Annotated in this window: 12 protein-coding genes; 6 read left to right on the plus strand and 6 right to left on the minus strand. The window is 37.6% G+C overall.

What is annotated here, in order from left to right:
• Positions 1 to 155: 155 nt before the first annotated feature.
• From JIV24_RS16875 to rimO, 3 genes are all read left to right on the plus strand, one after another.
• A complete protein-coding gene (locus tag JIV24_RS16875; protein ID WP_200466245.1) occupies positions 156 to 2,111 on the plus strand; it encodes a DUF3604 domain-containing protein in 1,956 nt (651 codons plus the stop codon).
• A 560-nt stretch (positions 2,112 to 2,671) separates the two neighbouring features.
• A complete protein-coding gene (gene ftsY / locus JIV24_RS16880) occupies positions 2,672 to 3,622 on the plus strand; it encodes a signal recognition particle-docking protein FtsY (protein WP_200466246.1) in 951 nt (316 codons plus the stop codon).
• Between the two features lie 139 nt (positions 3,623 to 3,761).
• Positions 3,762 to 5,072, plus strand: a complete 1,311-nt coding sequence (gene rimO, locus JIV24_RS16885) for a 30S ribosomal protein S12 methylthiotransferase RimO (protein WP_200466247.1) — start codon at positions 3,762 to 3,764, stop codon at positions 5,070 to 5,072.
• A 69-nt stretch (positions 5,073 to 5,141) separates the two neighbouring features.
• Here rimO and JIV24_RS22460 read toward each other — a convergent pair whose 3' ends face one another.
• The 3 genes from JIV24_RS22460 to gldB are packed head-to-tail and all read right to left on the minus strand — an operon-like array spanning position 5,142 to position 7,480.
• A complete protein-coding gene (locus JIV24_RS22460) occupies positions 5,142 to 5,681 on the minus strand; it encodes a 5-formyltetrahydrofolate cyclo-ligase (RefSeq protein ID WP_234445862.1) in 540 nt (179 codons plus the stop codon).
• The gene (locus JIV24_RS22465) at positions 5,674 to 6,471 is read right to left on the minus strand and encodes a nitrilase-related carbon-nitrogen hydrolase (RefSeq protein ID WP_234445863.1); all 798 of its coding nucleotides are present in this window, start codon (positions 6,469 to 6,471) and stop codon (positions 5,674 to 5,676) included. Before JIV24_RS22465 ends, JIV24_RS22460 begins: the two co-directional genes overlap by 8 nt.
• Before the next feature lie 10 nt (positions 6,472 to 6,481).
• Positions 6,482 to 7,480 (minus strand): gliding motility lipoprotein GldB, encoded by a 999-nt coding sequence (gldB, locus tag JIV24_RS16895; RefSeq protein WP_200466248.1) that lies wholly within the window; start codon positions 7,478 to 7,480, stop codon positions 6,482 to 6,484.
• Between the two features lie 130 nt (positions 7,481 to 7,610).
• On the opposite strand from gldB, the gene JIV24_RS16900 reads away from it, so the two are divergent.
• From JIV24_RS16900 to JIV24_RS16910, 3 genes are all read left to right on the plus strand, one after another.
• Positions 7,611 to 8,255 carry a porin family protein gene (locus JIV24_RS16900; protein WP_200466249.1) on the plus strand — a complete coding sequence of 215 codons (645 nt, stop codon included), beginning with the start codon at positions 7,611 to 7,613 and terminating at the stop codon, positions 8,253 to 8,255.
• Between the two features lie 39 nt (positions 8,256 to 8,294).
• The gene (locus JIV24_RS16905; RefSeq protein ID WP_200466250.1) at positions 8,295 to 9,944 is read left to right on the plus strand and encodes an NAD+ synthase; all 1,650 of its coding nucleotides are present in this window, start codon (positions 8,295 to 8,297) and stop codon (positions 9,942 to 9,944) included.
• A 95-nt stretch (positions 9,945 to 10,039) separates the two neighbouring features.
• Entirely contained in the window at positions 10,040 to 10,747 is a 708-nt protein-coding gene (locus tag JIV24_RS16910; RefSeq protein WP_200466251.1) for a Crp/Fnr family transcriptional regulator, read from the plus strand.
• A 69-nt stretch (positions 10,748 to 10,816) separates the two neighbouring features.
• Here the strand turns inward: JIV24_RS16910 and JIV24_RS16915 are convergent, their stop codons facing one another.
• From JIV24_RS16915 to JIV24_RS16925, 3 genes are all read right to left on the minus strand, one after another.
• The gene (locus tag JIV24_RS16915; RefSeq protein WP_200466252.1) at positions 10,817 to 10,984 is read right to left on the minus strand and encodes a DUF362 domain-containing protein; all 168 of its coding nucleotides are present in this window, start codon (positions 10,982 to 10,984) and stop codon (positions 10,817 to 10,819) included.
• A gap of 177 nt (positions 10,985 to 11,161) precedes the next feature.
• The gene (locus JIV24_RS16920) at positions 11,162 to 12,346 is read right to left on the minus strand and encodes a M20 metallopeptidase family protein (protein WP_200466253.1); all 1,185 of its coding nucleotides are present in this window, start codon (positions 12,344 to 12,346) and stop codon (positions 11,162 to 11,164) included.
• A 129-nt stretch (positions 12,347 to 12,475) separates the two neighbouring features.
• A complete protein-coding gene (locus tag JIV24_RS16925; RefSeq protein ID WP_200466254.1) occupies positions 12,476 to 14,803 on the minus strand; it encodes a family 20 glycosylhydrolase in 2,328 nt (775 codons plus the stop codon).
• Positions 14,804 to 14,959: the final 156 nt, after the last annotated feature.

Here is a 14,959-nt window from a genome sequence, read left to right on the forward strand (position 1 = left end):
ACTTAGCATTCCCTGCAAACCCTTGTTAACTAAGAAATCCATGAGATAGGCATCTGTATTATGGGGTAACTCCAATAAAATATCCTATTGATATTCAACAGTTAATTATCTATCTTTTTCTACTTGAATTATATAATCTAAAAAACTGATTCGATATGAAGATAATAAACATGTTGGTTTTGACTGTTTTTGCAAGTTCAATAGCATTAAGTGGCTTAGCTCAGGATATACCTGTTAAAGAAACAGACCAAAAGAAAATGTTATCAGAGAAGTATAAAGGAAAGTCTTATTCTCCTCATGCGAAGCGCGATTTTCCAAGTCAAGTACTTTGGGGCGATTCTCACCTACACACTGGTATGTCCTTTGATGCAGGTACTGCTGGTTGTATTTTATTACCAGAAGATGCCTATCGTTTTGCTAAAGGCGAAGAAGTAATGTCTTCATTTGGTATTCCAGTGAAACTTTCTCGACCTTTGGATTGGTTGGCAGTAACCGATCATAGCGACAATATGGGCTTTGTTATTGATATGATTGCGGGCAAACCTGAGATAATGGCTAATCCTATGGGGAAAGACTGGCATGAGCGTTTGAAAGTGGCCAGTAAAGACGAAAAACCTGAGATCGCTTATGAAATAATTAAGGCCTTAATGGTTACAAAAACATTCCCACAGGAAATATACTATGGCCCAGAAACAGCTGGTTACAAGTCAACATGGGACAATATAGTAGGTGCTGCAGAAAAACAAAATGATCCAGGAAACTTTACGGCCATGATAGGTTACGAATGGACTTCGACCTTAAATGGGAATAACCTGCATCGTAATGTTTTATATAGAGATGGAGGTGTTGAAGCACTGCAATTAGTGCCTTATACAACAACTCCGCCGCTTGGTAGCTCTGATCCAATGGAGCTTTGGAAATGGATGACGAATTACGAAAAGAAAACAGGTGGGCAATTATTAGCCATCGCTCATAACGGAAACTTATCCAATGGTTTGATGTTTCCAATGGTTGAGCAATATACAGGCAGGAAACTGGATAAAACATATATGCAAGAAAGAGCAAAATGGGAGCCTATTTATGAAATTACTCAGATAAAAGGCGATGGAGAAGCTCATCCGCTTCTATCACCTAAAGATGAATTTGCTGATTACGAAACATGGGATTTTGGTAACATCGTGCCTGGTAACATGGTGATTGCTAAAGAAACAGAAATGCTACCTAAAGAATATGCTCGTGAGGCATTAAAAAATGGTATGTTACTGGAAGATAAGTATGGAACAAACCCTTATAAAATGGGTTTTGTTGGAGCAACCGACAGTCATACTGGACTGGCCACAGCTCAGGAAGATAATTTCTTTGGTAAGCATTCAGGTTATGAGCCTGACCCTAACCGAATGGATCATTTGTTTATGCAAAGTACTGTTGGTAAGATGATGAGTTGGGGACAAGTAGCAGCTGGTCTCGGCGCTGTTTGGGCTAAAGACAATACACGCGAAGAAATATTTGATGCGATGCAACGCAAAGAAGTGTATGCCACCACAGGGAGTCGCATGTCGGTTCGGTTCTTTGGAGGCTGGGAGTATACTAAAGAAGATTTAATGAGCAGGGAACCAGCTTTTGCCGGCTATCAAAAAGGTGTTCCTATGGGTGGTGATATATCAGATGCACCTGCAGGAAAAGCACCTACGTTTATGGTTTATGCTTTGCGTGATCCGATTGGGGGCAATCTGGATAGAATACAGGTAATCAAGGGTTGGGTTGATAAAAATGGTAAATCTCATGAACGTGTTTATGATGTAGCTGTTTCGGATGGCAGAATAATCGATAAACACGGTCGTTGCCAAAAAGAAGTAGGTAATACTGTAGACGTAGCTACTGCCAGTTTCCAAAATTCAATTGGAGCGTCTGAACTAAGTGTAGTGTGGACCGACCCGGATTTTGACTCTAAACAAAAAGCCTTCTATTATGCCAGAGTCATTGAAATTCCAACACCGCGCTGGACTACCATTGATGCCTTTCGTTTTGGAATTGAAATACCAGAAGGAGCATCTGTGAGCACACAGGAAAGAGCTTATACCAGTCCTATTTGGTATTCTCCAAAGCGTTAAATATAGTCACTAACAAGAAACCGCCTTTACATGAAGAGGCGGTTTTTTTTATGAGTGCTAATATATGAGCAATATTTCGTTAACTAAGTCGATTGTTTGTTATCACTAAGTGTGATGGGCTGTTTATTCGGAGTGAGTGTTGAGTTTTAGGTGATGCTTGTAATTGTTTGTTATATAATTATTTATGGGTTGTAGGTCTTGTTAGGTGTAGTTAGTTGTTTTATTCAATAAAGTCACTGCACTTAAATCTGTTATTCTTGTTTTCATCAGGGATTATATTCTTCTCTTTAAGATATATAGTCAGCGTCTTGACATATCCATACTGCCTACTTTCCCTGCACAAAAACTACAATATTAAAGTAATCTAATATCCCTTCTGCTAGGATGAGTTCTCATAATACTGTGTTTAGGTTGTTCTTCATTATAAATAAAGAAGGCTTCTTTTTTATTTGACCCAACTTTTGTGTGACCCTAGATTGGTGGTTTGACATTAGTCTTGTCACATGTACCTTTTATCTTATATCTTTTTTATATCTTTAAGCCCTTAAAAATTAATATTGATGGGTTTATTCGGGAGCTTTAATAAAGCCAAGAAAGAAAGTCTGGACAAGGGACTAGCCAAAACAAAAGAGAGCGTACTTAAGAAGCTGACACGAGCCGTTGTTGGTAAAACAAAAGTAGACGACGATGTATTAGATGATTTAGAGGAAGTTTTGATTACTTCCGATGTTGGCGTTGATACAACGCTTAAAATCATCGAACGTATCGAAGCGCGCGTGGCGTCTGATAAATTCTTAAGTACCGCAGAGCTTAATGATATACTTCGTGAAGAAATCGCTCAACTATTAGCCGAGAACAAATCGGGTGATGTGAGTCAGTTTGAACTGCCAGAAAGCGATTATCCATACGTGATAATGGTTGTTGGTGTTAATGGTGTTGGAAAAACAACGACCATAGGTAAATTAGCCAATAAGTTTAAGCAGTCAGGTAAAAAGGTAGTGCTAGGTGCTGCTGATACTTTCCGAGCGGCAGCCATTGATCAATTGGTTGTTTGGGCCGAAAGGGTGGATGTACCTATTGTTAAGCAAAGCATGGGTTCCGACCCGGCTTCTGTTGCTTTTGATACACTTGAGTCAGCTCGTAAGCAGGGCGCTGATGTGGTCATCATTGATACAGCTGGCCGTCTTCATAACAAAGTTAACTTAATGAATGAGTTGACCAAAGTGAAGAAGGTAATGCAAAAGATTGTGCCAAATGCACCCAATGAGGTGTTGTTGGTATTAGATGGTTCAACCGGACAAAATGCCTTTGAACAAGCCAAGCAATTTACACTAGCCACTGAAGTTTCAGCCTTAGCGATTACCAAATTAGACGGAACAGCAAAAGGTGGTGTGGTGATTGGTGTTTCTGATCAATTCAGCATTCCGGTGAAATATATTGGAATTGGCGAAGGAATTGAAGATTTACAGGTGTTTAATCGCGATGAATTTGTCGATTCATTATTTAGATAAAAATGAAGTATTGTATGAACAAATAGCCATACAATACGCTTATTTAAAAGTATACTTAAGGATGCCATCTTTATATGCATTAGCTAATGAAGATGGCATTTTGAATGCTTAAATCATAAACTGTTAAATTATTTGAAGTATGTCGGTGCCAAAAGGAAAGAAAGTAGATGTTGTGACCCTTGGCTGTTCTAAGAACCTGGTGGATAGTGAATTTTTAATTCGTCAGTTCAAAGCTAATGGGATAGAGGTAGCACACGATTCAGAAGCACCTGATGGAGAAGTGGCCATAATCAATACTTGTGGCTTTATTGCAGATGCCAAAGAAGAATCCATAGATACCATTCTGGAGTTTACGGAAGCTAAAAAACGAGGTGACATCAAGCAGTTGTATGTTATGGGATGCCTTTCGGAGCGTTATCCGGGACAATTAAAAAAGGAGCTGCCAGAAGTTGATAAATTCTATGGTAAATTCGACTGGAAAGATATTGTAAGTCAAATTGGTGCTACTTATCGCCGTGATTTAATGAATGAACGTTCGTTAACAACACCTAACCACTATGCTTACTTAAAGATTTCAGAAGGTTGTAATCGTACTTGTAGCTATTGTGCTATACCAATAATTACCGGTAAGCATGTTAGTCGCCCAATGGATGCTCTATTGGATGAAGCTAAACGATTAAGAGATTCTGGCGTGAAAGAATTACAAGTGATTGCGCAAGATTTGTCTTTCTATGGCTACGATTTGTATAAAGATTATAAGTTAGCCGAACTAACCGAAAAGCTTGCAGGCATTGATGGCATCGAGTGGATTCGTTTACATTATGCTTATCCGGCTGGCTTTCCTTTGGATGTACTTAAAGTGATGCATGATAACCCTAAGGTGTGTAACTATTTGGATATTGCACTGCAGCATATTAGTGATCCGATGCTGGAGATTATGCGACGCGGTGTGCGTAAGTCGCAAACATATCGATTGATGGAAGAAATGCGTAAGCAAGTACCTGATATTCATTTACGCACCACTTTCATAACCGGTCATCCTGGTGAAACAGAGCAGGACTTTGCCGAAATGGAGCAGTTTGTTAAAGATGTTCGTTTTGAGCGTTTAGGTGTATTTCCTTATTCACACGAAGATGATACTTATGCTCATAAGAAGTACAAAGATGATGTGCCGGACGAAGTAAAGCAAGAGCGTGCCGACCGTATTATGGAGATACAGAATGGTATTGCGAAGGAATTAAATGCCGAAAAAGTAGGTAAAACACTTAAAGTGATTGTTGACAGAGAAGAGGGCGATTATTTTGTTGGTCGAACTGAATATGATTCGCCAGAAGTAGATCAAGAAGTATTAATGCACAAAGAAGACAATAAAGTATTGACGATAGGCGATTTCTATGATGTGGAAATTACCGATTCTGAAGATTACGATTTGTTTGGAATAGCGAAATAAGAAGACAATAGAAATGCATAAAAGGCGCTCTCTTTAGTTGTGATACTATTGAAGAGCGCTTTCTTTTTATCAAGGACTAATAACCATGTTCATTTTAATATCGTGCGCTTCAACAGGAACCTTACTTACCATTTGGAAACTGTAAGCAAGTGCTGTTTTTGTGGCCTCAGGAATACGTTTTAAAATACGATCGTAATAGCCAGCTCCGCGCCCCATGCGATTATTATCACCATCAAAAGCCACCCCAGGAACAATCACCAGTTCAATTCTTGATTCATCATCAATTTCAGGACCATTAGGTTCAGGTATTCCGTACTTATCGCCGGCAACAAGTGAATCTTTACCAGTATAACGAACAATTTTGAGGTCATCGCCATGAATAACCGGCAAGTAAATTTCCTTGCTTGAATGCCACTTTTCAATTAATCGTTCGGTACCAACTTCATCAGGTAAAGCCCAGTACAATAAAACGGAACTTGCATTGCAAAAAGCTTCTGATGATTCTAGTTTTGAGTGGATAATCTCTGTTTGTCGTTTTCGTTCATCGGCACTTAATTGGCTTTTTAGCTCTTTAATTTGTTTTCTCAGCGCTCTTTTTTGCTCAATCATCTAGCATTGAATTTAAATTACCATAAACATCTGTTCGCCTATCTTCAAAAGCATTGTTTCGATTGGTGATAGACTTATTTAAAGCCAAACTTAGATCTATATCCGCACTTATCAACTGACTTTTATCCATTGTTCCTTCAACAAGTACATCACCATTTATATCAGCAATTACTGATTGGCCAGTGAAAGTCAGGTTTTTTTCGGTGCCAATGCGGTTGCATGTGGCAATGAAACATCTGTTAATTAGTGAATAAGATGGCATCACTTTTTGGCAGTACGGCAGTACTAAATTACTTGGATGAGCAATTATTTGAGCACCTTTTAAGGCCAGGTGTCGCCAAGCCTCTGGAAACATCCAGTCGAAACAAATAAGCATGCCAATTTTGCCGAGAGGTGTATCAAAAACAGGTAATCCCTTATCACCAGGTTCGAAAATATCTTTTTCATTGAGGAACAAGTGAAGTTTTCGATAGATGCCAATAATGCCATTGGGGCCAATTAACACCGATGAATTATATAGCTTATCGTCATCGCGCTCGCAAAAGCCCGTGACAAAAAAAGTATTTCTATTTATTGCCTCAGCTTTTAAATAATCAAGAAAGATACTGTTATCAACAGATTCAGAATAATTAAAGGCTTGCTCTTTGGAGTCGAAATTATAACCCGAGTTGGCAAGTTCGGGAAGCACATATAGATGGCTTTCCGATTCATCTAATAAATGTGCGATTGCATCAATATTAGCTTGTATATTGCCTAGCTGTGGCTCAAATTGGATAAGGCTTATTTTCATAAAATAGACTTTAAGGGCGATACCTGGCTTCGCGAAGTATCATATGAGCATCGGTCGTATTTATTAATTCACCCAAAGTTGTTTCTGGATTGTTTTTCATATAGGCAGTCACAATCTGGTAACCCAGAAAAACAGCCACTTTGCCTGGTGAGTCTTGTCCTAAATAATAGGTAAACGGACTATCGCCAATGTATTTCTGAATGACCATTCGTTCATTATTATATAGGTGCTTTTGTTCAACCATGCTGGCCCAGGCATCTGCTTCATGGGTGTGACACCACTTCATCTGGGAATCAGAATAATTGAATAACAATGTATCCTGAAGATCGGGTATCATTTGCCTAATAAAATAATGTAGCTTGCCTTGAGCAATCATTTTGCTGAGTACATCTTCATTTTTTGTGCTGAAAGAAAAGTTACCAAGTGCCATGGCTTTCATTACATCCGGAACTAATTTCTTAGGTTCCATCTTTCGACGTAAGTACTTAGGGATGGCCAGCCACTCATAAAACTCACAATCTGCTCCTAAATATTTTTCTACACTAACTGATAGCCAAATAGAATCCATCGCTATAGATTGGTTAAAATAAGATGTGTGGAAGTAAACATCAGGTACTAAGGCCTTGGGGAAGTAATGCTTGTAATGCTTAAAAGCGATGGTTAGTTCTTCTGAAATATCCGTGGTATTAGCATATTGTTTCTTACACGTTTCGTATACTTCACGGTTATCTTCATAGTCGAGAAAACTCTTTATGAAATTATTGTAATCAGGGTGTTCAGGACTTCCTATTTTGATTATTTGCTGACTGTAAGCATCTAAGTAGCTGCCGTATTTATTAGATAAGGAATTTATTCCTTCATCCAGATTACTTTCATCCATTTCGAATAAATCGATAAAAAATAATTGAGGTTCCACCGTAAGATCAATGTTGCTAACATCCGGTTTGTTGTTATTGCAGCTACTGAAAACTACAGTAAAAAGTATGAGAATAATCACTAATTGTTTCATGGTATTATCTTGTAATATCACGTAAAAATACGAAAGCTTATAAAATATGTACTTCCATGAAAAAAAAAGTGGATGAAAACCATGTTTTAACTATGTTTGTAGTGAATTTTCAACCTAAATTATTGCAGAAATGAGACAAGCAACCCTACTAATTATATTTGGATTGTTATTATCAGCTTCTTTAAAAGCACAAGAGAATAAAAAAACACGATTGGCATTTGTATTAAGCCCACAATTGTCATGGCTAAGTTCAGACAATAGTTCGGTTGATGGTAATGGTAACCTGTTTGGATATAATTTTGGAGTGGTAATGGATCGCTTTTTTGATACCAATTATGCCTTTTCTACAGGTTTTACAATCAATACGACGGGTGGTAAGTTAAGTTATGATCCACCGACAGATATGGAAATTGGTGGTAATACTTTAGAGAATGTTAGTGAAGCCACATATCACCTAAAATATATTGAAGTGCCATTGGCTTTGAAACTAGTGACAAACGAATTTCATCGTTCACGTTACTACGGACAGTTTGGTTTGTATTCTCAGTTTAATATTAAAACAAATGATGGCAATGGAAACTCAATAAGTGAAGAAGTCAACTTTTTCGATTTTGGATATCAGCTGGGCGGGGGTATGGAGTATTCGCTGGGAGGTGATACTTATATGATGTTGGGCTTGATTTATAGCGGTGGTTTTTTAGATGTGACTGATAATGAGGTTTATGATAATGCCAACCTAAATCGATTGACATTTCAATTTGGAATAATTTTCTAGGCATACTGATTACATAAATAAAGCAACAGAATTACAGCAATGAAGATTGTATTAGCACAGTTGAATTATCACATTGGAAACTTCGAAGCCAATGCTGATAAAATAATCAAGAGTATTGAAGCAGCCAAAGACGACAACGCAGATTTGGTTGTTTTTTCAGAATTAGCTGTTTGTGGATATCCACCCTATGACTTTTTGGAGCGTAAGGAGTTTATTCAAAGTTGTATTGATACCATTGATACCATCGCCAAAACATGTGTTGGCATATCAGCAATTGTGGGTGGACCTGAAATCAATCCGGAACCCCAGGGCAAGAACTTATTTAATACAGCATATGTACTGGAAGAAGGTGGTATCAAGCAGATTGTAAGAAAAACCTTACTGCCCAATTATGACGTATTTGACGAGTATCGTTACTTTCAGCCCAACGCTGTATTTGACCTTATTAATGTAAAGGGTAAAAAGATAGCTTTAACCATATGTGAAGATATTTGGGACGATCAGCCAGTAGCCAATGCTTTTGCTCGTGATAAACTGTATACTTTGTCACCCATGGATAAGCTTATGCAGCAAAAACCTGATTTTGCAATTAACATTGCTGCATCACCTTTCTCTTATACTCAGGTTGATATACGTCGCGATATTGTGCGTAACAAAGCACGACAATATAAAATTCCTTTTATATATGTCAATCAGGTTGGGGCAAATACCGAATTGATTTTTGATGGAAACAGTATGGCTGTAAACAGCAGGGGAGATGTGACACATCAGGCCAGTGCTTTTGCAGAAGACCATATTACAGTAGAACTTGATAGCATACAGGAAGCTCCTACATACACTCCGAAAGCCACAAAACCTATTCAATTAATTCATGATGCATTGGTTTCGGGCGTTCGTGATTATTTTGCTAAAATGGGTTTCACCAAAACAACATTAGGGTTATCAGGTGGAATTGATTCGGCAGTTACAGTTGCTATTGCAGCTGAGGCTTTAGGCAAGGAAAATGTTAAAGTGCTTTTATTGCCTTCTCAGTACTCATCTGACCATTCGATTAATGATGCAGTGGATTTGGCTAATAATCTGGGAATCCAATATGATATAGTGCCAATTAAGGAAATATTTAATAGCTATAACTTCTTGTTGAGTCCGATTTTTGAAGGAAAAGAGGCTGATGTTACCGAAGAAAACATTCAGGCACGTATAAGAGGAACCTTGTTAATGGCACTTTCCAATAAGTTTGGACATATCCTGCTAAATACATCAAATAAAAGTGAGGCTGCGGTAGGCTATGGCACTTTATACGGTGATATGAATGGCGGAATTTCTGTACTTGGAGACGTGTATAAAACAGATGTTTTTAAGTTGGCGCGATACATCAATAGAGATCAGGAAGTAATTCCTGAAAACACAATTGTAAAGCCACCATCGGCCGAATTACGTCCTGATCAAAAGGATTCTGACTCTTTGCCTGATTACGATGTGCTTGACGCTATTCTTTTCCGCTATATTGAAAAGAATCAATCACCTGATGAAATAGTTAATGACGGTTTTGACAGAACAATTGTCGAAAAAGCTGTTCGTCTGGTTAACATGAATGAATATAAGCGTTTTCAAACACCGCCTACATTACGCATTTCAGGCAAGGCCTTTGGAATCGGACGCCGTATGCCGCTTGTTGCTAAATACTAAACATGTAATTTGTGTTTTTGTGTGATTTTTAAGTGCTTAATCAGCTTTTTTTATAAATTTGTATGTTATACAACATAGTTTTATAACACCCTTGTATGCCTGCTAAGAAAAACAATACCCTTGTAGACCCCACAATAAAAGATATTCCTAAACTGTATAATATTCTCACAGAGGAGGAGAAACAGTACTTGTTAGATAATCATTCTACGGTTTATTATAAAAAGAATGACATTATTTATCAGGAAGGTGAGAAACCAACTGGCCTGCTTTGTTTGGGAAAAGGAAAAGTCAAGATTTTTAAAGAAGGAGTTAGTCGTCGCGAACAAATTGTTCGTATGGCTTCTGCGCCTGATTTTATTGGATATAGAGCCTTGTTTGCTGAAGAAATGCATATCGCAAGTTCGGAGGTGATTGAGCCATGTACCATTTTTCATGTGCCCAAAAAAGTGATTTATAATCTGATGAAAACAAATCCGGCGCTTTCAATGGCCTTTATTAAATCATTTGCCAGTGAACTTGGTTTTGCCCGATACCGGACCGTGACGTTAACGCAAAAGCACATTAGAGGGCGATTAGCAGAGAGTTTATGTGTATTGCGTGATATTTATGGCTTTGAAGACGATGAGCAAACCTTGGCTGTTTATTTATCGCGAGAAGACCTGGCAAACTTTTCGAATATGACAACATCTAATGCCATTAGAACTTTAAGCTCGTTTGTTAACGAAAAAGTATTAGCTGTAAACGGAAGAGTCATTAAGATATTAGATTCAGAAATTCTGCAACGAATTTCACGACTAGGATAAATCACAAATATTATAATAACAAAAAAGCCCCTGAAAAGGGGCTTAGTTATTTTTTCGCTTTGGTTAAGCTTATGCAGGGTGAATTGCTTCAGTAGGGCAAACATCAGCACAAGTACCACAATCAGTACATGCTTCAGCATCAATTTTATAGATATCGCCTTCAGCGATTGCTTCTACCGGACATTCGTCAACACAAGTACCACAAGCGATGCAGTCTTCATTAATTACGTAAGCCATTTTTTTATCTTTATTGGTTATTATTACTCAGGCAAAATTATTGGGTTTTTTAATTAAAAAAAAGATTTCCAATCGAAAGTAGTTTATTTTGAAAGGTTATAAATAAGGCTTTAAGGTCTTTTATTATTCAAACAGCTGTACACTAGTTGTTTTTATTGGTCTTTAGAAGATTTCTAATTAACCATTCTGCATAAAATTATATCCCAGATAAGCCAATAAACCGGCAGCCGTCTCTAACGAATCTTCATTTAAGTTAAATTGAGGCGTATGTAAGCTACCAGTTTCACCTTCTTTTTGCTCAACACCGAAGCGATAAAACGTGCAAGGATACTTTTGTGAGTAATAACCAAAATCTTCGGCAGTCATTCTAATATCCATCAATTCGGTGGCACCTTCGCTCATGTATTCTTTAGAAAAAGAAATAGCTTTTTCAGTTACTAATTCATTGTTATGCACAACCGGATAGCCATCTTTAATATCAATGTCACAATCTGCGCCCATCGCTTTGGCTGTATTTGTAGCTATTTCTTTAATCTTGCTTTTTATTATGGCCCGCCATTCTTCATTCATAGTTCTTAGCGTTCCGGCAATTTCAACTTTCTCAGGAATAATATTAGTAGCACCATTGGCAATTACTTTACCAAAAGACAATACCGTAGGAATTTGAGCTGGTACAATACGACTGACTATTTGTTGCAATGCCACAATTATATGTGACGCGATAAGCACATTATCCGTTAATGAATGGGGCATAGCTGCATGTCCGCCTTTGCCTTTTACGGTTATGTATACTTCATCACCCGAAGCCATGTACATGCCACTTTTAAAGCCAACATGGCCCGTTTTCATACTCGGCAAAACATGCTGACCTATAATCATCTCAGGTTCATTGCCTTCAAAACAACCTTCCTCCATCATCAACTTGGCACCGCCAGGAAAAACCTCTTCGGCAGGTTGAAAAAGTAACAGAATAGTACCTTCCCATTCTTCTCTAAGCTTATTTAATACCATGGCAGCACCCAATAAGGCTGCTGTGTGAGCATCGTGTCCACAGGCATGCATAACGCCTTCATTACGCGATGTAAACTCTAAATTGCCTGATTCCTGAATGGGTAATGCATCCATATCAGCACGTAAAGCAATGGTCTTTTTATCTGGGTTTTTACCTTTTAAATAGCCGATGATTCCGGTTTTAACAAATCCAGCCTTAAATGGAATATCCATTTTTTTTAATTGCTCTTGAATATAGGCTGATGTCTGGTGCTCTTCAAACGATAGCTCAGGATTCTGGTGCAAATGACGCCGTATGTCAATGATATCTTTGAGATATTGTTTGGTAATTTCTTTAATTCGAGATTGCATGCACAATGGTTTTATGTAACTATCCGTTTTGCTACGAAATGTTAATATTTTAAATATTCGTTACAAAGATAACAGATATCTGCATTATCTATTTGTAATGAGCATCCCGAATTATTTCTTTTGAAGCAATTAATAAAAGAAGTGGTCCGGCGTCAGCTTATAAGAACCTCCGTCAGGATTGGTTAATTGTAAATTGAAGTGTTGGAAACCTGTTGCCTGAAAATAAAGCAACTTAAAAGGATGATAGCCTTCCTTTAAGGCTATCGCGCCTTCCTCTGATTTTTTGCCATGGATTCCATCATTATTAACCACTAATTTATCTCCTACATACAAAGCACTTCCATCATCTGAATTCATATTAAATTGATAAATGCCATTTTCAGGGGCATAGAAATAACCATTTAAAACAAGACCAAAACCTTCTCGAGGTGTTGTATCTGGTATAAACATATCATGTGCGACACCTTGTCTAATACAGCTTGCATTTAGGATTTCTTTAACTGTTTTAAAACGTCCTTTGTATAAGTTGCAACTTAAGCCATGACGATTAGAGACCAGCTTTGATGACTTTTGTAATTTTAAATGATTGAGGGTGATAATTATTGTTTTACTTACATTGCCTGTTGTTTTATCAACCGTAATTGCTTTTATCGTGCCTGAGGAGGTAATGGGAAGTGCCTTACGATATAGAGTTGAATGTTCATGCGGCTCAGAACCATCGGTCGTATAGCGTGTTTCATAATTGTCTGAAATGCTTACAAATTCCAGTTTTGTAGAAGATATGAAATTGATGTTTTCTTTTGCCACAACAGGCTTTGGTACTTCTTTAAAATAATTAACGTCGTGTGTGTCAAGTAGCTTGAAGTGTTGCTCCAGTTTTTGTCTGAACAAAGGCCAGTCTTTATGCTTTGTTTCTGTCCAGCTAATCTCTGAGAAAGCACATAGTCTTGGATACAACATGTACTCTACCTGGTCTTCATTGGGCATATATTCGGTCCAGCAATTGGCTTGGGTACCTATAACAGACTGCTGTTCTTTAGCATTTAGTTCATGGGGTAACGGATTGTATGAGTATACATCTTTTAAAGGCGTATAGCCACCGATGGCAAGGGGATGGTTTTGAGGATCACTCTGGTAATGATCGAAATATAAATGCTCATTTGGTGATTTTATAATGTAGTTACCATTTTTAATGGCACTTTTCATTCGCTTATCATCGCGCCACATTACAATGGTTGCATTATCTAAGGTTTCATCTGACATTATTTCACCCCAGCCAGCCATTTTCTTACCCAAACCTTCAATAACGGCTTGTATTCGTCGAATAAAATAGTGTTCTAATTGGTTTTCATCTGTTAAGTCCTGTGCTTTTATCTTTTTTTGACAATACTCACAAGTGCGCCAGTTGCTCATCGAGCATTCATCGCCACCAATGTGGATGTATTCTCCGGGGAATAATGAGGCCACTTCGGTGAGAATGTTTTTAAGAATGGTATAGCTCGACTCTTTTCCAGGACAAATAGTATTATCAAAGCTACCCCAGCGTGTGGTAACTTCATAAGCTTCTTCATGGCAAGCTAACTCAGGGTATGCAGCAAGTGCTGCCAAGGCATGTCCAGGCATCTCAATTTCAGGAATAATGGTTATGTGCCTTTCAATTGCATATGCCACTATTTCTTTGATTTCTTCTTGCGTATAGTAGCCTCCATATGGCGTATTATCGTATTTTAAAGGAATATTAGCAGCGTGACCAATGAGTGTTTTAGCCCTTACTGATCCGACCGAAGTTAAGCGAGGATATTGCTTTATTTCAATTCGCCAGCCTTGGTCGTCGGTTAAATGCCAATGGAAGACATTTAATTTATACAGTGCCATTAAGTCTAACTGCTTTTTAATGAATTCAACCGGGAAGAAATGACGAGCCACATCAATATTCAGTCCACGGTATTCAAATTTTGGGAAATCGTGAATTTGAACAGAAGGAATGGACAATCCACCCTCTTGGTTGTTGTGAATTGTAAATATCTGGTATATAGATTGAATGGCATAAAACAGACCAGTTGAATTCTCAGCTATAATTTCTACGGAGTTGGTATTGGCATTTATTCTGTACCCTTCTTGATTAATTGTTTTATCAGCAGATAATTGAAATGCGATATAATTGTCAGATGGTAATTCATCGGTCTGAGCTAATTTAAATCCAGCTAATTGATAAACTAATTCTGAGAAATATTTAATGGTCTTCAAAGTACGCTTATCGATACCATTATAATATATTTTTGTGTTGTTGTTTATTTCAAAATCCCCATTGTTGTATATGATTTCATTAGGTTGAGGAATGATATACAGTTCTTCTTTTTTTTCACTTTTATCAACGCAAGACCACAGTGAAAGAATGAAAATAATTGTAAGAAACTGAAATGGTGTGGATGAATTTAAAAATAAAGAGTCGCTCATTAAGTATTTTGCTAAAGTGAACGAAACAAAAATAACTTATTTTAATTCATAAGCTAGAAAAAGGCAATTGAAATGTAATAAAACGAATTGAACCCAATTGTGGTTTAACTTGTTTGAGAGAAATAGTTAATTTCACCACTGCAAAATGCAATAAAA

The sequence above is a fragment of the Carboxylicivirga marina genome (assembly GCF_016612505.1).
GTDB lineage: Bacteria > Bacteroidota > Bacteroidia > Bacteroidales > Marinilabiliaceae > Carboxylicivirga > Carboxylicivirga marina.